This window comes from Rhodococcus sp. NPDC054953, from assembly GCF_053609225.1.
Genome location: NZ_JBSGXD010000025.1, coordinates 32,908 through 53,135, shown reverse-complemented (window position 1 = coordinate 53,135; position 20,228 = coordinate 32,908). Strand labels below are relative to the sequence as shown.

Below are 20,228 nucleotides of genomic sequence, written 5' to 3'. Positions count from 1 at the left end.
CGCCGTCGGCGATTCTTCCACCTGCTCCCCCCCCCCCCCCCCCCCTGTCGCGCCCCCCTTCACTGGTTCCCTCGCCGGAGGCGTGTCCGGGGCAGGACCGGGCCGGGTACGGTGAGGACTTTGCACATCTGACATGGGGATGTCCCGCCCCGTGCGCAGTCGAACTGAAAGGTCTCACGCGTGACAATCGCGGTCACCGGTTCCATCGCCACCGATCACCTGATGCGTTTCCCCGGGCGCTTCGCCGAGCAGCTGATCGCCGACCAGCTTCAGCACATCTCGTTGAGCTTCCTCGTCGACGACCTGGTGGTTCGCCGCGGCGGCGTCGGCGGCAACATCGCCTTCGCGATGGGCGTGCTCGGCGGAACCCCGCTGCTCGTCGGCGCGGTCGGCGCCGACTTCGCCGAGTACCGGGGGTGGCTCGAGCAGCACGGCGTCGACTGCTCGGCGGTGCACGTGTCGCAGACCGCGCACACCGCCCGGTTCGTGTGCACCACCGACGAGGACATGGCGCAGATCGCGTCGTTCTACCCGGGCGCGATGAGCGAGGCCCGCGACATCTCGCTCGCCGACCTGCCCGCCGGTGTCGACCTGGTGCTCGTCGGCGCGAACGATCCGGCCGCGATGGCCCGGCACACGCAGCAGTGCCGCGAGCTGGGTTTGCCGTTCGCCGCGGACCCGTCCCAGCAGCTGGCCCGGCTGTCCGGCGCCGAGGCGCGGGAGCTGATCGGCGGCGCGAAGTACCTGTTCACGAACGAGTACGAGTGGGCGCTGCTGCTGCAGAAGACCGAGCTGACCGAGCGGGAGATCGCCGAGCAGATCGGGTTGCGGGTCACGACGCTCGGCGCGAAGGGTGTCGAGATCGTCGACCGGGAGGGCAACGTCATCCGGGTCGGCGTGGTGCCCGAGAAGGCGAAGGTCGACCCGACCGGTGTCGGGGACGCGTTCCGCGCCGGCTTCCTGACCGGCCGGAGCGCCGGGCTGAGCCTGGAGCGGGCGGCGCAGCTCGGATCGCTGGTCGCGGTGCTGGTGCTCGAGACCGTCGGCACCCAGGAGTGGACCCTGGACCGGGACGACGCCGTCAAGCGGCTCGCCGAGGCCTACGGGGCCGAGGCCGCCGACGAGATCGCCGCCGTCCTCTAGGCGGCTCCGCCGCCCGTGAGTCCTTCTGGTCCCAATGGGGGCCAGAAGGACTCACGGGCGCGAAGCGCCTCTACATGTGGACCGGGTACACCGGTTCCTGGATCTGCGGCACGATGCGCTTCTCGACGAAGATGCCGTGCCAGATCATGAAGCACAGCACCGTCCACAGGCGGCGGCTGTGGTCCGAGACGCCGTCGCGATGCTCGTTCAGCATCCGCGCGACCGCTGCCTTGTCGAAGATGTGATCGGTCTGGGAGTCCGCGATCTGCTGGTGCGCCCAGTCGAACAGTTCGGTGCCCGCCAGCCAATGCCGCAGCGGGACCGGGAAGCCCAGCTTCGCGCGGTGCAGCACGTGCGGCGGGACGATGCCCTCAAGCGCCTGCCGCAGCGCGTACTTCGTGGTCGATTTCGTGATCTTCTGATCCAGCGGCACCCGCGAGGCGACCTCGAAGACCTCGGTGTCGAGGAACGGCACCCGCAGTTCGAGGGAGTTCGCCATCGTCATCTTGTCGGCCTTGACGAGGATGTCCCCGCGCAGCCAGGTGAACAGGTCCAGGTGCTGCATCCGTGCGACCGGATCCCAGCCCGCGGACTGCGCGTAGATCGGCGCGGTCACGTCCCGGTGCGTCCACTCCGGGCGGAAGTCCCGCAGCACGGCCCGCAGCTGCGCGTCGTTGAAGCTGCGGGCGTTGCCGTAGTAGCGCTCCTCGAGGGTCATCGAACCCCGGTTGAGCAGGCTCTTGCCTCGGGTGCCGTCCGGGATCCGCTCCGACAGCTTCCCGGCGGCCCGACGCAGCGGCGCGGGCAGGTACTCGAACGGTTTGAGGGACAGCGGCTCCCGGTAGATGGTGTACCCGCCGAACAGTTCGTCGGCGCCCTCGCCGGAGAGCACCACCTTGACGTGCTTGCGGGCCTCCTTCGCGACGAACCACAACGGCACCAGGGCCGGGTCGGCGACCGGGTCGTCGAGATACCAGATGATCTCCGGGATCGCCGCGGCGAACTCGGCGGGGGAGACCACCTTGACCACGTGCCTGGCGCCGATCGCGGCCGCGGATTCCGCGGCGACGTCGACCTCCGAGTAGCCCTCCCGCTCGAATCCGGTGGTGAAGGTGATCAGCTTCGGGTTGTGCCGCATCGCCAGCGCGGCGATCGCGGTGGAGTCGATGCCGCCGGACAGGAACGAGCCGACCGTGACGTCGGCCCGCATGTGCTTGGCGACGGAGTCCTCGAGCGCCGCCGCGATCTCGCGGTACCGCGACTGCTCGCTGCCCGGCGTGAACGGCCGCACCGGGAACTGCGGAGTGAAGTACCGGGTGATCCGCGGCTGCTCGCCGGGGCGGATCCACGCGTAGGACCCGGACTCGAGTCGGCGGATCTGGGTGTGCAGTGTCTCCGGCTCCGGAACGTACTGCAGCACCGTGTAGTGCTCGGTGGCCCGCGGGTCGAGGTCGGTGCCGATGCCGATCACGTCGACGAGTTCGAGCAGGCTCTTCTTCTCGCTGCCGAACGCGGTGCCCGCGGTGCCGGTGGCGAGGAACAGCGGCTTGATGCCGAACGGGTCGCGGGCGATGAACAGCTCCCGCGTTTCGGTGTCCCAGATCGCGAACGCGAACATGCCGCGCAGCCTGCGCACCGCGTCGGCGCCCCAGTGGTGGAACGCGGCGGCGATGGCCTCGCTGTCGCCCTCGGTGCGGAACTCGGCGCCGTGGTCGTTGGCGAGTTCCTCCCGCAGTTCCAGGTAGTTGTAGATCTCGCCGTTGAAGGTGAGCGCGTACCGGTCCGGATTGTCGGACGGGCCCCACCGCAGCGGCTGGTGCGAGTGTTCGATGTCGATGATCGACAGCCGGTTGAAGCCGAACACGAGGTCGTCGTCGTGCCAGGTTCCGTGCTCGTCGGGTCCACGGTGGCGAAGGCAGTGCATCGCGGAGTCGACCCGTGCGACGGCGGCGTCGGTGGTTCCGTCCGAGGTCAATAGCCCGAGCAGTCCACACACAGCGTCCAGTACCTCAATTCGCTTCGGGGGGAACTCCACACCCGCGTGAACAGGTGAGGAGCGGATTGCCGATTGATTGTGCCGAGTATGCCGCAGACGCGCCGAACCGCCGGGTGTGACCCGAGGGTGGATGGGCGGCGGCTTTGGTCTACGCTGCGTAGTATTCGGGTGTCCCGCTGGGCTGCCCCTATCAATTTTGCGGCGATCAGGAAGGCGTGAACGTGGCGCAGAGTCGGATCCTTCGGCGAGCGGGGCTAGCGGTCTCATTGGGACTGGCCGCCATGCTGCTGTCGGGATGTTCGATCGACAATTCGGTGCTTCGCTTCGGATGGCCGTCGGGCATCACTCCGCAGGCCGAGCGAATGCGTGAACTGTGGACCTGGTCGGTCATCGCCGCCCTGTTCATGGGTGTCATCGTGTGGGGCCTGACGTTCTGGACGGTCATCTTCCACCGGAAGAAGAAGGACTCCCCGGAGTTCCCCCGCCAGACGGCCTACAACGTGCCGCTGGAACTGCTGTACACGGCGGTCCCGTTCGTGATCATCGCGGTGTTGTTCTACTTCACGGTCGTCGTGCAGAACTACGTCCACGAGAAGAAGGACGACCCCAACGTCGTCGTCGACGTGACCGCCTACCAGTGGAACTGGAAGTTCGGCTACCGCAGCATCGACCTCGGTGACGGCACCGCCAAGTACGACGGCATCGACGAGGAGGCGCAGGCCGCGGCCGAGGCGCCCGGCGAGCCGAACGTGGTGCACGGCTACGAGGTCCCCGGCGCGATGGCGGGCAAGTCCGAGCACGACCTGTCCTACCTGAACTACAACAAGATCGAGACCATCGGCTCCAGCAGCGAGATCCCGATCCTGGTGCTGCCGACCGGCAAGCGCATCGAGTTCGCTCTCGCGTCCTCGGACGTCATCCACGCCTTCTGGGTTCCGGAGTTCCTGTTCAAGCGGGACGTCATGCCGAACCCGAAGGAGAACCACTCCGACAACGTCTTCCAGATCAGTGAGATCCAGAAGGAAGGCGCGTTCGTCGGCCGGTGCGCGGAAATGTGCGGCACCTACCACGCGATGATGAACTTCGAGGTCCGCGCCGTGAGCCCGGAGAAGTTCGCCAAGTACATCGAGCTGCGCAAGCCGGTGGACGAGGGTGGCCAGGCGCTCACCACGGCCGCGGCGCTTGAGGCGATCGGCGAGTCCCCGGTCGCGACGTCGACCACCCCGTTCAATACGGAACGGACCTACCGCCAGGCAACGCAGGTCCTCGAGGGCGAGAACCAGTAGCCGGCTTCGGCACCCCAGAACACGAGGCCCGACGGCCTACGACGACCTAGCAACCTGCTGAAGGACGAGCTGATATGAAGATCGAAGCCAAGCTCTTCGAGATGTTGACGGTGTTTTTCGTCTTCATCGCAATCGTGTACGGCATCTTCACCGCCATGTCGCGGACCGGTGTCGAGTGGGCGGGCACCACCGCCCTCGTCCTGACCGCCGGGCTGAGCCTGATCATTGGCACCTACTTCCGGTTCGTGGCCCGTCGCCTCGACACCCGTCCGGAGGACTACGAGGAGGCGGAGATCTCGGACGGCGCCGGCGATCTGGGCTTCTTCAGCCCGGGCAGCTTCTGGCCGATCCTCCTCGCGGGCGGTGCCGCACTGAGCGCGGTCTCCCTCGCCTTCTTCCAGCCGTGGCTGATCGTGGTCAGCGTCGTCGTTGTGCTCGCCTGCGCGGCGGGCCTGGTCTTCGAGTACCACATCGGGCCGGAGAAGCACTGACGCCAACGAACCAGCGCCGCGGGCGCCACACCCCACCGGGTGTGGCGCCCGCGGCGTTTCGGCGTCCTTGCCCTACGCTGGCGGCACACGATCGCCCCCGGACTCGGGGGCGCGCGGCGAGGGGGAGTGGCGATGGACCGGGCACGGGCGGCGCGGATCGGGACGGAGCGGGACCCGCTCGCCTCACCACCCGGACCCGTCGTCCTCGCGGTCACCGTCGCCGCGGTCGCCGCGCTGACGGTCCTGCTGGCGGACTGGTGGCCGGGGACCCGGAACCTGACCGACGCGGACCGGTTCTTCTTCGGCGCACCCATCCTGCTGGTGCTGCTCGTGACAGGGCTGGTGTGGGCGATCAAGACCCTGTATGTGGTGGGCCGGGACCGGCGGTGGTCCCGGTGGATCCTGGCCGCCCCCGCGGCGGTGCTCGCGGGTGGGCTGCTCCTGTCGGTGCTGCCGGTGGCCGACTTCGAGTCGGCGCGGGCGGACCTCGACGCCTACGTGGCCGCGATGCCCGACGATCCGGAGCATCGGGCGGAGGATGTGCGGATCGGTGGCCTCGAGTTGTCGCGGGTCTTCGTCGGGCGGGACGGCGCGGTGTTCTTCGTTGATGACGATGCGACGTTCCTGACGGTGACCTCCGGCTGGGCGTATGCGCCGGACGGTGCACCCGCGGGAGATGTCGACCTCACCGCCACCGACCTCGGCGGCGGCTGGTACAGCTACACCGAGGTGTGGCGGGACTGAGCCGCGGCCAGCGCCGAGACCGCGGGGTGGGCCGAGACTGCGGCGTGGGCAGTGCGAGCGTCACCGGTATGGCGACGCTCAGCGGCAGGGGCGGGTTCACCTCCACCTCACGCGACCCGTATCCGTTGACCAGAAACGGGGAAGGCCCCGAACCCTGTGCGGGTTCGGGGCCTTCCCCGTGTGCGAGCGTGACCGGAGTCAGTGCTTGGCGTCGCCGTCGGAGGAGTCGATGGCGTGCGAGCCGCTGGGCGCCTCGGACTCGACGCCGTGCGCCTTGTCCTGGTACGCCTTGAGGATCGCGAGCTGCTCGTGCTCCTTCTCGTGCTCGGCGGCAACCAGTGCGGCCGCCTCGTCGGCCGGGTCCGCGACCATCAGGCTGCCCAGGCCGGGCTTGCCCGCGGAGCCGAGCTTGTTCATCTTCTTCGGGATCGCCGCGCCCTGGTACGCCAGCGGGATCGGGTGGCCGTGGTCGTCCACGGGGCCGAGCGGCTGGTGCACCTCGACGTACTCACCGTGCGGCAGGCGCTTGATCACGCCGGTCTCGATGCCGTGCTCGAGCACCGCGCGGTCGCTGCGCTGCAGCCCGATGCAGAACCGGTAGGTGATGAAGTAGACGATCGGCGGCAGCAGCACCAGGCCGATGCGGCCCATCCACGTCGTCGCGTTCAGCGAGATGTCGAACTTGAACGCGATGATGTCGTTGATGCACATCAGCGTCAGGATCACGTAGAAGACGATGGCCATCGCGCCGATGCCGGTGCGGACCGGGACGTCACGCGGACGCTGCAGCAGGTTGTGGTGCGCATCGTCCTTGGTGAACTTCTTCTCGATCCACGGGTAGGCGATCAGTGCCGTGAACACCAGGCCCATGATCAGCGCGACCGCGAACACCGCGGGCACCGTGTAGCGGCCCCCGAACGGATAGATCTCCCACGCCGGCCACAGTCGAGCCATGCCGTCCGTCCACATCATGTAGATGTCGGGCTGCGAGCCCGCGGACACCTGCGACGCGTTGTACGGGCCGATGTTCCAGATCGGGTTGATCTGCAGCACGCCACCCATGACGGCGAGGATGCCGAAGGTGAAGGCGAAGAACGCGCCACCCTTGAGGGCGAACACCGGGAGGATCCGGACGCCGACGACGTTGTCCTCGGTGCGGCCGGTGCCCGGGAACTGGGTGTGCTTCTGGTACCAGACCAGCGCCAGGTGGGCGCCGATCAGGGCCAGGATGATGCCGGGAACCAGCAGCACGTGCGCGACGTACAGGCGCGGGATGATCAGCGTGCCAGGGAAGTCGCCGTCGAAGATCAGGAACTGCAGCCAGCTGCCGACGATCGGAACCGAGAGCGTGATGCCGGACAGGGCGGCGCGGAGGCCGGTGCCGGACAGCAGGTCGTCGGGCAGCGAGTAGCCGAAGAAGCCCTCGAACATCGCCAGGATCAGCAGCAGCGAGCCGATCACCCAGTTCGCCTCACGCGGGCGACGGAACGCACCGGTGAAGAAGATGCGCAGCAGGTGGATGATGATCGACGCGGCGAACATCAGCGCGGCCCAGTGATGGATCTGCCGGACGAACAGGCCACCGCGCACCTCGAACGAGATGTTCAGGGTGGTCGCGTATGCCTTCGACATCTCGACGCCGCGCAGCGGCTGGTAGGCGCCGTTGTAGACGACCTCCGCCATCGACGGGTCGAAGAACAGGGTGAGGTACACACCCGAGATCAGCAGGATGATGAAGCTGTACAGCGCGATCTCGCCGAGCATGAAGGACCAGTGGGTCGGGAAGACCTTGTTGATCTGCTTGCGCATGCCCGCCGCGAGGTGGTACCGCGAATCCAGGTTCTCGCCCGCCTTCGCGGCGTGCGCTGCGGCCTTCGACTGGCCGCCAGTGATGGTTGTCATGAACGACGCTCCCAAAATCCGGGGCCGAGGGCCTCGACGAAGTCACCGTTGGCGACGAGGAAGCCCTCTTCGTTGACTGTAATCGGCAACTGGGGGAGGGCGCGAGCGGCGGGACCGAAGATCGGCTTACCGAAGTGCAGGGCGTCGAACTGCGACTGGTGGCACGGGCACAGGATCCGGTTGGTCTGCTGCTCGTACAGCGAGGTCGGGCAGCCCAGGTGGGTGCACAGCTTCGAGTACGCCCAGTAGTCGCCGAAGTTGAAGCTCTCCTGGCCCTTGCGGCGGACCGCGCGGTCGCTGTCCTCGGTCCGCAGGCGAATCAGCATGACCGGGTTGTCGGCCCGCTTGAGCGCGTGCGCGAGGGCCTTCTCGTTGCCACGCTCGGACTCACGGAACGGGAACACCGTCTCCATCGCGCCCGCGTCGAGGTCCTCCGGGCGCACCAGCACGATGTCGTGCGGGCGGCCGGTGTAGCGGCGCAGGTAGATGGTCTCGCCGGGGAACGTCGGGGTCCAACCCGAGGTCCACAGGTCCGACTTGTCGCCCTTGGCCCACGGGTTCTTGATCAGGCCACCGAGCGGCATGATCGCCATGACGCCGAGCGCGCCAGCACCGAAGCCGAGGGACCGCTTGATCAGCTTGCGGCGACCCAGCGTCGACGTCTCCAGCGAGTCGCCGAGCTGGGCGACGATGGTCCGACGGTCGACCTCGGCGGAACCGCCCTGGTCGTGCCGGTCCTGGATGGAGACCTCTTCGGGGATGAACTTCTTGGTGAACAGCACGGCACCGACACCGAGGCCGAGGATCGCCAGACCCATCGTCAGGCCGATCAGCGGGGTGTAGAGGCTGTACATGTCGTAGCCCTCTTCACCCATGCCCTTGTACTCCCAGGGCCAGAAGAGGTAGATCGCGATGAACGCGATCGCGGAGATGCCGGCGAGCGCGAACCAGTAGGCGACGGCGCGCTCGGCGCGCTTCTCGGCCTTGGTGCCCTCGACCGTCCAACGCTCGCGCCGGAACGCGACGTCGACCCCGTCCAGGTTGGTGCCCAGGGTGACGAGTTCGTCGCGACTCATCGCGTCGAGCTCCTCCGGGGTGTAGTCCTTCTTCGGCGTATCGCCGTGACCGGCGTCGCTCATGACCTTGCTCCGATCCACAGTGCTGCGCCGACAACGGCAACGATTCCGATGGCCCACATGGCCATGCCCTCGGACGCCGGACCGAAGCCACCGAGGCCGTAGCCGCCGGGGTTCTTCGTCTCGCCTGCGGACTTGATGAAGGCGATGATGTCGCGCTTCTCGTCCGGGCTGAGCTGACGATCCGAGAACTTGGGCATGTTCTGCGGGCCGGTGGCCATGGCCTGGTAGATCTGCTGCTCGCTGGCCGGGTCGAGCGGGGGAGCGAACTTACCGGAGGACAGCGCGCCGCCGCGGCCGGTGAAGTTGTGGCAGGAGGCGCAGTTCAGGCGGAACAGCTCGCTGCCGCGGGCGATGTCGTTGCCGCGCAGCGAGGTGGTCGCCACCTCGCCGTTCTCGTCCCGCACCACGGTCGGGCCGCCGCCGTTGGCCTGGATGTAGGCACCGATCGCGTCGGTCTGCCGCGCATCGAACTTCGGCGGCTTGCGCAGGGCCTGGGCCTCGTTGCGCATCGCGGGCATGCGGCCCGACGAGACCTGGAAGTACACGGCGGCCTCACCGACACCGATCAGGCTGGGGCCGCGGTCCTGCACACCCTGCAGGTTCGCGCCGTGGCAGGTGACACACGAGGTGTCGTACAGCTGCTTGCCCTCACGGATCAGCGCGGACTGGTCCTCGGACGCGGTCGCGACCTGCGGCGCAGGCGTCAGGGCCGAGGCGAGGAAGCCGGCGCCGACGAGTCCCATCATCAGGATCAGGGCGCCGGTGACGCGGCGACGGAACTTGCGCTGACGACGGGCTTTCGTGGCAGTCGCGCTGTCGGCGGCTGGTGAAGGGGGGGATGAACTCATCTGTATCCCTTTGGTCTCGCGGGACGGACTGAACGGACTGGGCTGGGTACTGCGTTCAGCTTCTAACGGATGAAATAGATGGTGGCGAACAGGCCGATCCACACGATGTCGACGAAGTGCCAGTAGTACGAGACGACGATCGCAGCCGTCGCCTGCGCGGGAGTGAACTTGCTGACCTTGGTTCGCACGATCAAGAAGACGAAAGCGACGAGGCCACCGATGACGTGCAGGCCGTGGAAGCCGGTCGTGATGTAGAAGACCGACCCGTAGGCGCTGCTCGAGAAGGTGGTGCCGTGCTGCACCAGGTGGAGGTACTCGTATGCCTGTCCGAGCACGAAGAACGTGCCCATGGCCAGGGTCAGGATGTACCACCGGCGCAGGCCGAAGACGTCGCCGCGCTCGGCGGCGAAAACGCCCATCTGGCAGGTGAACGACGACGCCACGAGCACCGCGGTGACCGGCACGGCGAGTGCCAGGTTCAACTCCGTGGGCTCCGGCGGCCAGTTGCCGTTCGCCTGCGCGCGCGCGACAAAATACATCGCGAACAAACCAGCGAAGAACATCAACTCACTGGACAGCCAGACAATGGTGCCGACGCTGACCATGTTCGGCCGGTTCAGCGAGTGCACGCGCTGGGTGATTGCGGATCCTTGGGTCCCTACTGCGCTCGTCACAGAAGGAAGTATGACGCCTTGTCGTACGACGGGACCACCCGGGTCCGTTCTTGGCGCGTCGTGCCCGAATTCCAGTATGCCCCAGCCCGCGATTGTGCAGGTGGGCGCTCGTGGGAGAGTGGTCACATGGCGCGGGCACGTTGGTGGCGGACACTTTTCGGCAGGGGAGGAACGGTGCCGCTGGACCGGGACCGCACCGATCTGGTGGTGGTCGCGGCGAGCTTCGACGACACCGAATCGTGCAGCGCCGCGCTCGAGCGTGGGGCCGCGACGACCCCGGCGTGGGTGGCCGAGGACGAGGCGGTCCTGCGGCATCACCTGCGGCTGCCCGCCCGCGCCGTGGCCGGCGCCGCGGAGCTCGCCGCGCAGGACGGCTACACCGTCGCCGTGCGGCCAGTAGACGCACCGGAGGCGGCCCCCGGCGACGAACTCGTCGCCCTGACCCTGGTGCGCACCCAGGCCCTCGACGCACTGCACTGTGCGCAGGAGAAGTCGCGGATGGCGGGGCTCGCGCAGCGGGCGGGGGGCACGGCGGTCGGATGGGACGCGCTGCAACCGGTCGGCGGGGACGCCGGCTGACCCGAGGCCGGCCCGGCACCGGGGCGTCCGATACTCTGCCGCGGCGAAACGCACGACGGTCCCGGGGAGGGCGCGCCGTGCCGGGGGATCACATGGGGGTTGCGGGTGTTGCGTGGTGTCGTATCGGTCGGTCTTGCGGTGGCGCTGTGCCTCGGGGTGTCGGGATGCGCCCAACTCGAGGGCACCCCGATCCCGGCGAGCGACGCCGCGGCCGCGCCGGATCCGGCCGCTGGCGGGTCCTCGGAAGCCTCGGAGGGGGGCTCGTCGGGCGCGCTGGTCGACCTGATGGCGCGGATCCGCGGCACCGACAGCTGCGCGATCCACGATCGCGGGTACGCCGAGCGGTGGGGCACCCGGACCGCCGTGAACACCGGCCCGGGGCTGTCCGGATGCACCCTCGTGGTCGGCGACGGTCAGGGCCCGATCCACGTGTTCGAGCTGACGATGGGCAGCGCGCGGGCGCGGGCCGACATCGAGGCGAACGCGGAAACCGTCGGCGGGCACACCGTCTACCGCGATCCCGGCCCCGACGACGACATCTCTCGGGACACCTGCTGGTATCACCTGCCGCAGGTGGACGACGGTGACGCCTTCGGCCGCTACGCGACGCTGCGCGTGCGCCGGGTCGGGTCCGACGGCAAGGCGATCGGCGAGTGGCCGGACCGCTGCGCGGCGGCCAGCGACTACCTGGCCCGGATCATCGACCGGATCGTGGCGCTGCCGCCGCGAGCGGTCCCGGTCGAGGGCCGCTCCCTGATCGGAAAGGACCCGTGCCTTGAGGACCTGGTGCGCGCGAGTTTCCCGGACTGGACCGTCCACCGGCCGACGGTCGGCGTCGGCCAGTGCGGGTACGGCCTCACCAGGGACGGCGAGGCGTATCGGGTGGAGGTCGAGGTGCTGTTCAGCCTCAACCCCGAGCAGGCGCTGTACGACGGCGCGCGGCCGATCACGCTGGCAGGCCTGACCGGGATCGAGTCGTCCGACGGCGTCCCCGATCCGGGCCAATGGGAGCGGCCCCGGTACTGCGGGGTGAACCTCACCTACCGGCCGTCGGAGCCGGCCGGGGAGTGGAACGGGCACCTGATCGACGTCGAGGTCCATCCCAAGAAGCTCGACGCCGCCGCCGAGGCGAGCGGGCCGATCCCGTTCGACCCGTGCGAGCGGGTGCACGACCTGGCGACCCGGGTCGTCGCCGCGGTCGGGTGACCACCGGCCACCGCCGGTCGTTCCCGGCCGGGACGACGTCATAAGCTGCACCCCGGATCACAGCGACGACGAAGAGGCGGTTGGAATGGGGACGTGGCCCGAGGTGCTCGGCGCTCTGACGGACGGACGCGATCTCGATGCGGCCACCGCCTCGTGGGCGATGGGCGAGATCATGTCCGACAACGCCACCTCCGCCCAGATCGCGGCGTTCGGCATCGCGCTGAAGATGAAGGGCCCCACGCCGTCCGAGGTGCGGGGGATCGCGGATGCGATGCTCGCGCACGCCCGTCCCCTCGACGTCGATTCCGATGCCGTCGACATCGTCGGTACCGGCGGCGACCGGCAGCACACCGTGAACATCTCGACGATGGCGTCGGTGGTGGTCGCGGCGGCCGGGGTGCGGGTCGTCAAGCACGGCAACCGGGCCGCGTCGTCGAAGAGCGGCGGTGCGGACGTGCTCGAGGCGCTCGGTGTCCGGATCAGCCTGGACCCGGCCGCGGTCGCGGCGTGCGTGCGTGAGGTGGGGATCGGCTTCTGCTTCGCGCCGACGTTCCATCCGGCGTTCCGGTTCACGTCCGGTCCCCGCAAGGAGATCGGCATCCCGACGGTGTTTAACGTGCTCGGACCGTTGACCAACCCGGCCCGCCCCCGCGCCGGCCTGATCGGGTGCGCGTTCGCGGACCTGCAGCCGGTGGTCGCCGGCGTGCTCGCCGAGCGCGGGGTGACGGCGCTGGTGGTCCGCGGCGACGACGGACTGGACGAGATCACCACCTCGACCACCAGCACCGTGTTCGTCGTCGAGGGTGGGAAGGTGCGCGAGGACCGGATCGATCCGACCGCGGTCGGGGTGGCCCGGGTGCCGCTGGACGCCCTGCGGGGTGGGGACGCCGAGGCGAACGCGGTGATCGCGCGGGCGGTCCTTGCCGGTGACCGCGGCGCCGTGCACGACGCTGTCGTGCTCAATGCGGGTGCCGCGATCGCCGCCCATCGCGGCCTGGGCGGCGACCTGACCGAGGCCCTGCGTGCGGGGATGGGCAGGGCCGTCGAGGTCATCGACAGCGGCGCCGCCGCGGCGTTGCTGGACCGCTGGGTCGCGGTCAGTACCCGCCTCGCCGGCTGACCGCCAGCCCGCGCCGAGGCGCGGCGGCGGCGCAGGCCGGTGTCACTCGCCGATGGAGAAGGCGGCCTCGACGTCCGCGCTCGCATAGGAACGGAACGCGATGTGGGTGGTGGTGCGCAGCACCCCGTCCACCTTGTTGATCGAGCCCGTCACCACATCGGCGATCTGCTCGTGGTCGCGGACCTTGACGATCGCGATCAGATCGACGTCGCCCGCGCACGAGTACACCTCGGACACCCCGGTGATGTCGGCGACGGCCTGCGCGGTCTCGGGGATGCGGTTCGCCTCGGCGTGAATGAGGACGATGGCGTTGATCATCTCGCTCCTTACTAATAGGGGTGGGTGGTCCTCAGCCTAGGACGCCGCGCCCCGCGCGAGCGCGCACCACTGCTGCCACGCGCCTGCACCGTGCGCGGGTTCGGCGTACCCGTGGCTGGTGCGGACGATCCGAACGCCGGGGCCGTCGAGCCAGGACGCGATCAACCCGACCTCCCCTGCCGTCGCGCCACGCAGCGGCGACGGGTCGGGCAGCACCGTCTCCGCGGACAGCGTCAGGGCGTCCACCACCGGCATCGGCGGGACGCCCCGCTGCGCGACACCCGCGGAGGCGAGCCTGCCGCTGCGGATCACCGCGAACTCCCAGCCGCCGCCGTCGCGGGGGCGGGCCGCGATCAGTTCGTCGACGGCGGCGACCGCGGCGAGCCGTTGGCAGCGGCGCAGCGCCGTGCCGAGGGCGGCGGTGCGGTCCCGCTGCCGGGCGGCGCTCTCGAACAGTTCGGTGGTCGCGAGGTGGTCGATCCGGGCGCGCAGCCGGTGCAGGGCGGTGTCGTCGGCGCCGCGGATGAGGGCGCGGGCGGCGTCGACGGCCGCGCCGTACCCGGCCGGGTCCTGCGGCTCCCCGCCGGCCGGGCAGCCGCCGACCGCCGCGTCCGGGCAGTCCGCCCCGTGCAGCTGATCGGGTCGAATCTTTTTGGTGCAGCTGCGGATTCGGCATGCTTCGGCGATCGTGGCTGCCACGTCGGCGGCGTCGGTGCGGCTCGTGAACGGGCCGAGGGCGTCGGGTCGCGGCGTCCGCGTGATCGAGAACCGGGGAAACGGTTCCTCGGTCATGGTGATCCACCACGCGCGTTTCGGGAACTTCGAGCGGCGGTTGTAGGGCGGGGCGTGCGCGGCGAGCAGGCGCAGTTCGCGCACCGCGGCCTCAAGCCCGTGCGCGCACTCGACGTGGTCGACGCGGGTGGCGAGGGCCACCATCTCCTTCATCCGGGCACGGGTCTCGGATCCGGTGAAGTAGCCGCGGACCCGGCGCTGCAGGTTCACGGCGGTGCCGACGTAGAGGACCTCGTCGGAGGGGCCGCGGAACAGATAGACGCCGGGGGTGCGGGGCAGGTGCGCGGCGAGCCCCCGCTTGCCCCGTTGGGCCGCCGACACGTTGGGCAGGTAATCGACGAGCTCGGGATAGCTGTGCACGCCGAGGTTGCCGACCCGCTCGATCAGGGCGTGCAGAACGTCGACGGTGGCGCGGGCGTCGTCGAGGGCCCGGTGCGTGGGTCGGGTGGTGACCTGGAACAGGTCGGCAAGGGCGGACAGCTTCACCGACGGCGCCTCCTCCCTGGACAGCACCCGGCGGGCGAGCTTGACCGTGCACAGCACCTGGAACGGCGGCCAGGCGAGGTCGAGCCGCGACGCCGCGGCCTTCAGGAATCCGACGTCGAACGGTGCGTTGTGGGCGACGAGGACGGCGCCGCGGGCGAACTCGAGGAAGCTGGGCAGCACCCGCTCGATGCGCGGGGCGTCGACGAGCATCGCGGAGGTGATGCCGGTGAGCTGGACGATGTACGGGGGCACGGTGCGACCGGGGTCGACGAGGGTGCCGAGTTCGCCGATCACCTCACCGCCGCGGATCTTGACCGCGCCGATCTCGGTGATGGCGTCCTCGCCTGCGCTGCTGCCGGTGGTCTCGAGGTCGACGACGACGAAGGTGGTGTCCCGCAGCGGGGTGTCCAGCTCGTCGAACGTCAGCTGGTGTGCGGCGTCACGGGAACTCACCTGGCCGAGGCTAGGCGGCGGCACCGACAGGCCCGCCGACACGCCGTTCCGGCCGTGTTGAGACGAGCGTCACACGAATCCGGATTTGCCGTCGGCGTCGGGTCGGCGCCGCCGTCCCGCCCGGCGGATGTCGCTACCGGGTTGCGGGCTCCATGCGGCGGGCGGCCCCGCGCCGACCGAGTGGTCGGTTGTGATCGCCCGCAGGGTACTGAACTGGACGAACGAACCGTGCTGGTGCGGGTGACGGGCGTCGTCGCCGGGTCCGCGGCAGGCGGCGGGTGAACACAGACCAGGTGGTCGTTATCGGTTTGTGATCAAGATCGGGCCGGACGGTCGGTTGGTGGGCGAAACGCGACAATTGTCCGGTTTGCTCGCCCGATCGAATCGACAGCGGCGGGGGCCTTTCGTAATCTCGTTGAGACCTTGCGGAGTCTTGCCGCGCCACACCGGCGCAGCATCGCGAGGTACCGCCTAATCGATGGCCCGCAAGGGAATCGAATCGGGGACCCACGTTTCCACTGGGGTGAATCCCGTCGGAGCGCAGCCGCGCGCCGCCGGGTAGGGCTGATCTTCCCAGCCCGAACCCGTCAGCTAACCCGGTCGGCGGCAGAATGGAAGAAAGGCCCCTCCTTTCGTGGCAACACCGATCATCAAGGCCCGGCGCGTCGCCGTCGCAGGCATTCTCGCCGTCGGCGCGATCACCGCCTCCGCGGCGCCCGCCCTTGCCGAGCCCGTCACGGTTCCCGGCGTCGGCACCTTCGACATCCCCGGCGTTCCCGCGCAGACCATCGAGATCCCCGGGCTCCCGCAGCTCCCGGTCCTCCCCGGTGCCCCCGCGCCCGCCCCTGCCCCCATTCTCACCGCAGGCCAGAAGGCCGTCGAGGCGGCAGCCAGCAAGATTGGCTCGCCGTACGTGTGGGGTGCCGCAGGCCCGGACGCCTTCGACTGCTCCGGCCTGATCCAGTGGGCCTTCAAGCAGGCGGGCCTGAACCTGCCGCGCACCAGCTACGACCAGGCGGCAGCGGGAACGCCGGTGGCCACCAACGCGCTGCAGCCCGGTGACGTCGTGTCCTTCTACGGCGGATCGCACTCGGGGATCTACGCGGGCAACGGTGAGGTCATCCACGCCGCCACCTCCGGCACCCCGGTCAAGCGCGCCCCGATCGCCTCGATGCCGATGGACGGCGCCCGCCGCTACTGACATCGCCGCTCGCCACGCTCGGGGAAGAAGCGTGGCGGCCCAGCCGCCGACGGGCCCGTCGATCCACACCGGATCGGCGGGCCCGTCGGCGTATGCGGGGGTGGGTCACCGGCGGGCGGAATGTCCGGAACACCGGGGTGGACATCACGGCGGGCCGTTCCGTAACCTTGCCGAGACCTTTCGGTGAAGAAAAGAACAGGAGCACCCGGCACGTGGCGTCACTGAGGACGCGGTCTACCGCGATCGCAACCGGGCTGCTTTCACTCGTTCTCGTCGCGGCGGGCACCGGGCCCGCGGTGGCCGACCCCGCGATCGACAACCCGACGGCCGCGCTCGAGCGGCTCGCGGACCTGTCCCGCAAGGCCGAACAGACCACCGAGGCGATGCACAACGCGCAGATCGACCTCGACTCCAAGCTGTCCGTGCAGCGCGACGCCGAGGCCCGGCACGAGCAGGACCTGCGCCGTCTCGACGAGGCCAGGGCGACGATGGCCCGGTTCCAGCCCGCGGTGGACCGGCTCACCGTCGCCAACTATCAGGGCGGCCGCGTCAACCGGCTGTTCGCGGTGATGGTGTCGGACTCGCCGCAGCAGCTCCTCGACCAGATGTCGACGCTCAGCGTGCTCTCCGCGGACACCGCCGCGCAGGTCCGCGAGTTCACCGAGGCGAGCGACGCCGCGGTCGCCGCGGAGGAGTCGTCCCGGCAATCCGCGGACGACGCGAGGACGGCCACCGAGCACGCCCGCTCGATCAGCGACGACCTGCAGCGAACCCAGAGCGACCTGCAGGGCCAGATATCCCAGGTCACGGCCGCGTTCGCGGATCTGACCAGCGCGGAGAAGGACACCCTCGCCGGGTCCGCGTTCCCGCCCGGCTTCGACCCGTCGACGGTCCTCGCCGGCCTGGTCCCCGGCGCGAACTCCAGTGCCGTGCAGGCGGCGCTCACCCAGGTCGGCAAGCCCTACGTGTGGGGCGCGACCGGACCCGACGGCTACGACTGCTCGGGCCTGATGGTGTGGGCGTACAAGCAGATCGGCAAGGTCCTGCCCCGCTCGAGTCAGGCGCAGGCCGCGGGCGGAACCCCCGTCCGCAAGGAGAACCTGCAGCCGGGCGACCTGGTGCTCTACTACTCCGACGCCTCGCACGTGGGGATGTACACGGGCAACGGGAACATCGTGCACGCCTCCACCTTCGGCGTCCCGGTGAAGGTGGCGCCGGTCGACGCGTACCCGTTCTACGGCGCGCGCCGGTACTGATCATCGAACGGGGGGACGCGCCGCGGCCGGCTCGCCGCACGATCCGGACCTGGGAGGCGCTGGCGCTGGCCGGGTTGCTGACCGTCGTCGCTGGCGCGGCCGGCCTGGTGCTGCAGCAGCCCTCCGTCGAATCGCAGCAGGCGCCAACCGCGGAGCAGGCCAACCCGTTCGAGGAGGCGCGCCGCACCGGGGTCCGCGACCTGCTGGACCGATGGTCGGCGGCCGTCCGCGCCGGGGACGAGCCCGCGCTCGCCGCGCTGTTCGACCCGGGCGCGATGCCCGAATTCCTGCCCTCCGAGGTGCGGAGGATGCACGCGCTGGCCGCGGTGCCGCTGGCCGACTTCGGGTACGAGATCGGCCGCGGCCCGGAAACGCCGGTGCCGACCGACCTCGCCGAGCAACTGCAGGCCACCGATGTGTGGGCGCCGCAGGTGTATCTGCGCTACGCGATCGCGGGCGCCGATCTTGGGCCGACCCGCAAGCCGGTGGCGTTGGTGGTGGCGCGGCGCGGCGAGCAGTGGAAACTCGTCTCCGACCGTCCGCTCCCGGAGTACGACCGCCGAACCTGGCGTGGGCCCTGGGATTTCGGCCCGGTGACCGTCCGGACCGTGCAGACCGACGGCGGGACATCGGTGGTCATCGGCCATCCGTGGCAGGACGAGCGGGTCGACGCGGTCGCCGCCGACCTCGTGGCGGCGGTGCCCGCCGTCACCGAAATGTGGGGTCCGAACTGGTCCCGCCGAGCGGTGGTGCTGGTGACCGCCGAGCAGGACGAGTTCGCCGCGCAGGTCGGCACCGAGCACAGCGGCGCCGACATCGCGGCCGTCGCGACCTCCGATGCGGTCGCGCCGGACTCCGGTGCCGTCACCGGGCAGCGGGTCGTGTTCAGCCCCACCGCGGGCAACCGCCTGACCGAGGGGGCCCGGCGGTCGGTGCTGCGTCACGAACTCACCCACATCGCCACCCGGGCCGACACCCTCGACGGGTCGCCGATGTGGATGCTGGAGGGGTTTGCGGACTACGTCGGACACCGCGGCTCCGGTGTCGACGTCCATGCGGTCGCTCCGACCGTGTCCGCCGCCGTCGCGATGCACGGACCCCCGGACCGACTGCCCGCCGACGCGGACTTCGCGGCAGGTGGTGAACGCGCAACGGTCGCATACGAATCGGCGTGGACGGTGGCGGCGTTCATCGCGGACCAGTTCGGGGAGGACCGGCTGCGGTCGCTGTACCGGGAACTGGCGGCGGGACCCGTCGAGGCGCCGGTTGCCGACGAGCGGATCGAACGGACCCTCGGAATCGACAGCCGGGAACTGGTTGGGCAGTGGGGGTCCTGGCTCGCGGCGCGGATCTCGTGACCGACCCTGCGGCGCGGCAGGTTCGGGTACCGAATACGGTGGACGGATGCGCCGAACCCTGTTGGTGACGAACGACTTTCCACCGCGACCGGGTGGTATCCAGTCCTATCTGCAGTCGCTGACCGCCGCGTTGCCCGCGAACGAGCTGGTGGTGTACGCGCCGCGGTGGCGCGGCGACAGCCACCGCAGGTTCGACGCCGCCCAGCCGTTCGAGGTGGTCCGGCATCCCACCACGCTGATGCTGCCGACCCCGCTGGTGGCACGGAGGGCCGCGAAACTGGTGCGCGCGCACGACTGCGACAGCGTCTGGTTCGGTGCGGCGGCGCCATTGGCGTTGCTTGGCCCGCACCTGCGACGGGCGGGGGCACAGCGGATCGTCGCGAGCACGCACGGCCACGAGGTCGGCTGGTCGATGATCCCCGGGGCACGGCAGGCGCTGCGCCGGATCGGCGACACCACCGATGCGATCACCTATGTCAGCAAGTACACCCGGCGCCGGTTCTCCGCCGCGTTCGGGCCGCACGCCGGCCTCGAGCACGTCCCGCCCGGCGTGGACAGTGACCGCTTCCGCCCGGACCCGGCGGCGCGGGCCGAGCTGCGGGCCCGGTACGGCCTTGGCGAGCGGCCGACCATCCTGTGCCTGTCCCGGCTGGTGCCGCGCAAGGGTCAGGACGTCCTGATCCGGGCGTTGCCGCGGATCCGGGCGGCGATCGACGGTGCGGTGCTGGTGATCGTCGGCGGCGGCCCCTACGCCGAATCCCTGCGCAGGCTCGCGGTCGCGGTCGGCGTCGAGGAGCACGTCGTGTTCACCGGAGGGGTGCCGTCGGCGGAGCTCGCGGCCCACCACACCATCGCCGACGTGTTCGCGATGCCCTGCCGCACCCGGGGCGCGGGACTCGATGTCGAGGGACTCGGGATCGTGTTCCTGGAGGCCTCCGCGACCGGCGTCCCGGTGGTTGCCGGCGATTCCGGTGGCGCCCCGGAGACGGTGCGGGAGGGGGAGACCGGGCACGTCGTCGACGGCCGGTCGGTGCGGTCGGTGGCGGACACGATCGTCGCGGTCCTCTCGGACCGTGACCGGGCAGCGGCGATGGGCGTCGCCGGCCGCACCTGGGTGTCCGAGCAGTGGCGCTGGGATGTCCTCGCGGCCAGGCTGGCCGCGCTGCTGTAAGTCGCTTGCGGCGCCGGGGGGGGGGGGTGTTCCCCCCCCGAAGAGAAAAAAACAAAAAAAACAAA

The 20,228-nt window shown here is 70.0% G+C and carries 18 protein-coding genes and 1 riboswitch; of the genes, 11 read left to right on the top strand and 7 right to left on the bottom strand.

The window, feature by feature from the left end; genetic code table 11:
• The first annotated feature begins 180 nt into the window (after positions 1–180).
• A complete protein-coding gene (locus tag ACWF62_RS16640) occupies positions 181–1,143 on the top strand; it encodes a carbohydrate kinase family protein (protein WP_378508409.1) in 963 nt (320 codons plus the stop codon).
• Between the two features lie 70 nt (positions 1,144–1,213).
• On the opposite strand, the gene asnB is transcribed toward ACWF62_RS16640, so the two are convergent.
• Positions 1,214–3,139, bottom strand: coding sequence for an asparagine synthase (glutamine-hydrolyzing) (gene asnB / locus ACWF62_RS16635; protein WP_378508410.1), 1,926 nt, complete (start codon positions 3,137–3,139; stop codon positions 1,214–1,216).
• A gap of 215 nt (positions 3,140–3,354) precedes the next feature.
• Between asnB and ctaC the strand changes: the two genes are divergently transcribed.
• The 3 genes from ctaC to ACWF62_RS16620 all read left to right on the top strand — a co-directional run bounded on the left by ctaC (position 3,355) and on the right by ACWF62_RS16620 (position 5,660).
• The gene (ctaC, locus tag ACWF62_RS16630; RefSeq protein WP_378508411.1) at positions 3,355–4,425 is read left to right on the top strand and encodes an aa3-type cytochrome oxidase subunit II; all 1,071 of its coding nucleotides are present in this window, start codon (positions 3,355–3,357) and stop codon (positions 4,423–4,425) included.
• A gap of 74 nt (positions 4,426–4,499) precedes the next feature.
• On the top strand, positions 4,500–4,916 hold the full coding sequence (locus tag ACWF62_RS16625) for a cytochrome c oxidase subunit 4 (protein WP_378508412.1): 417 nt from the start codon (positions 4,500–4,502) through the stop codon (positions 4,914–4,916).
• A gap of 132 nt (positions 4,917–5,048) precedes the next feature.
• On the top strand, positions 5,049–5,660 hold the full coding sequence (locus tag ACWF62_RS16620; protein WP_378508413.1) for a DUF1109 domain-containing protein: 612 nt from the start codon (positions 5,049–5,051) through the stop codon (positions 5,658–5,660).
• A 198-nt stretch (positions 5,661–5,858) separates the two neighbouring features.
• On the opposite strand, the gene qcrB is transcribed toward ACWF62_RS16620, so the two are convergent.
• The 4 genes from qcrB to ctaE form a co-directional block, all read right to left on the bottom strand.
• Positions 5,859–7,562: a cytochrome bc1 complex cytochrome b subunit gene (gene qcrB / locus ACWF62_RS16615; RefSeq protein ID WP_378508414.1), complete on the bottom strand. Its 1,704-nt coding sequence runs from the start codon at positions 7,560–7,562 to the stop codon at positions 5,859–5,861.
• On the bottom strand, positions 7,559–8,701 hold the full coding sequence (qcrA, locus tag ACWF62_RS16610; protein WP_378508415.1) for a cytochrome bc1 complex Rieske iron-sulfur subunit: 1,143 nt from the start codon (positions 8,699–8,701) through the stop codon (positions 7,559–7,561). The genes qcrB and qcrA overlap by 4 nt, the downstream gene beginning before the upstream one ends.
• A complete protein-coding gene (qcrC, locus tag ACWF62_RS16605; protein ID WP_378508416.1) occupies positions 8,698–9,549 on the bottom strand; it encodes a cytochrome bc1 complex diheme cytochrome c subunit in 852 nt (283 codons plus the stop codon). Before qcrC ends, qcrA begins: the two co-directional genes overlap by 4 nt.
• 62 nt (positions 9,550–9,611) lie before the next feature.
• Complete coding sequence (gene ctaE / locus ACWF62_RS16600; RefSeq protein ID WP_378508417.1) at positions 9,612–10,223, bottom strand: aa3-type cytochrome oxidase subunit III; 612 nt, start codon at positions 10,221–10,223, stop codon at positions 9,612–9,614.
• A gap of 126 nt (positions 10,224–10,349) precedes the next feature.
• Between ctaE and ACWF62_RS16595 the strand changes: the two genes are divergently transcribed.
• The 3 genes from ACWF62_RS16595 to trpD all read left to right on the top strand — a co-directional run bounded on the left by ACWF62_RS16595 (position 10,350) and on the right by trpD (position 13,128).
• A complete protein-coding gene (locus ACWF62_RS16595) occupies positions 10,350–10,802 on the top strand; it encodes a hypothetical protein (protein ID WP_378508418.1) in 453 nt (150 codons plus the stop codon).
• Between the two features lie 108 nt (positions 10,803–10,910).
• Positions 10,911–12,008, top strand: coding sequence for a hypothetical protein (locus ACWF62_RS16590; RefSeq protein WP_452630653.1), 1,098 nt, complete (start codon positions 10,911–10,913; stop codon positions 12,006–12,008).
• 85 nt (positions 12,009–12,093) lie between these two features.
• Positions 12,094–13,128 (top strand): anthranilate phosphoribosyltransferase, encoded by a 1,035-nt coding sequence (trpD, locus tag ACWF62_RS16585; protein WP_378508420.1) that lies wholly within the window; start codon positions 12,094–12,096, stop codon positions 13,126–13,128.
• 42 nt (positions 13,129–13,170) lie between these two features.
• Here trpD and ACWF62_RS16580 read toward each other — a convergent pair whose 3' ends face one another.
• Positions 13,171–13,446: an Lrp/AsnC family transcriptional regulator gene (locus ACWF62_RS16580; RefSeq protein WP_378508421.1), complete on the bottom strand. Its 276-nt coding sequence runs from the start codon at positions 13,444–13,446 to the stop codon at positions 13,171–13,173.
• A gap of 36 nt (positions 13,447–13,482) precedes the next feature.
• The gene (locus tag ACWF62_RS16575) at positions 13,483–15,177 is read right to left on the bottom strand and encodes a DEDD exonuclease domain-containing protein (RefSeq protein WP_378571501.1); all 1,695 of its coding nucleotides are present in this window, start codon (positions 15,175–15,177) and stop codon (positions 13,483–13,485) included.
• Between the two features lie 458 nt (positions 15,178–15,635).
• Positions 15,636–15,799: riboswitch (cyclic di-AMP (ydaO/yuaA leader) on the top strand.
• Positions 15,800–15,811: 12 nt separating this feature from the next.
• On the opposite strand from ACWF62_RS16575, the gene ACWF62_RS16570 reads away from it, so the two are divergent.
• The 4 genes from ACWF62_RS16570 to ACWF62_RS16555 all read left to right on the top strand — a co-directional run bounded on the left by ACWF62_RS16570 (position 15,812) and on the right by ACWF62_RS16555 (position 20,163).
• On the top strand, positions 15,812–16,378 hold the full coding sequence (locus tag ACWF62_RS16570) for an NlpC/P60 family protein (protein ID WP_378508423.1): 567 nt from the start codon (positions 15,812–15,814) through the stop codon (positions 16,376–16,378).
• Between the two features lie 212 nt (positions 16,379–16,590).
• Positions 16,591–17,634: a C40 family peptidase gene (locus ACWF62_RS16565; protein ID WP_378508424.1), complete on the top strand. Its 1,044-nt coding sequence runs from the start codon at positions 16,591–16,593 to the stop codon at positions 17,632–17,634.
• Between the two features lie 74 nt (positions 17,635–17,708).
• Positions 17,709–18,992, top strand: coding sequence for a peptidase MA family metallohydrolase (locus ACWF62_RS16560; protein ID WP_378508425.1), 1,284 nt, complete (start codon positions 17,709–17,711; stop codon positions 18,990–18,992).
• Between the two features lie 46 nt (positions 18,993–19,038).
• Positions 19,039–20,163 carry a glycosyltransferase family 4 protein gene (locus ACWF62_RS16555; RefSeq protein WP_378508426.1) on the top strand — a complete coding sequence of 375 codons (1,125 nt, stop codon included), beginning with the start codon at positions 19,039–19,041 and terminating at the stop codon, positions 20,161–20,163.
• Positions 20,164–20,228 lie beyond the last annotated feature (65 nt).

Bases quoted from the DNA above. Each gene is read 5' to 3' on its own strand.
- ACWF62_RS16625 (WP_378508412.1), top strand. From the start codon at position 4,500: ATGAAGATCGAAGCCAAGCTCTTCGAGATGTTGACGGTGTTTTTCGTC.
- ACWF62_RS16620 (WP_378508413.1), top strand. From the start codon at position 5,049: ATGGACCGGGCACGGGCGGCGCGGATCGGGACGGAGCGGGACCCGCTC.
- qcrB (WP_378508414.1), bottom strand. From the start codon at position 7,562: ATGACAACCATCACTGGCGGCCAGTCGAAGGCCGCAGCGCACGCCGCG.
- qcrA (WP_378508415.1), bottom strand. From the start codon at position 8,701: ATGAGCGACGCCGGTCACGGCGATACGCCGAAGAAGGACTACACCCCG.
- qcrC (WP_378508416.1), bottom strand. From the start codon at position 9,549: ATGAGTTCATCCCCCCCTTCACCAGCCGCCGACAGCGCGACTGCCACG.
- ACWF62_RS16595 (WP_378508418.1), top strand. From the start codon at position 10,350: ATGGCGCGGGCACGTTGGTGGCGGACACTTTTCGGCAGGGGAGGAACG.
- trpD (WP_378508420.1), top strand. From the start codon at position 12,094: ATGGGGACGTGGCCCGAGGTGCTCGGCGCTCTGACGGACGGACGCGAT.
- ACWF62_RS16580 (WP_378508421.1), bottom strand. From the start codon at position 13,446: ATGATCAACGCCATCGTCCTCATTCACGCCGAGGCGAACCGCATCCCC.
- ACWF62_RS16555 (WP_378508426.1), top strand. From the start codon at position 19,039: ATGCGCCGAACCCTGTTGGTGACGAACGACTTTCCACCGCGACCGGGT.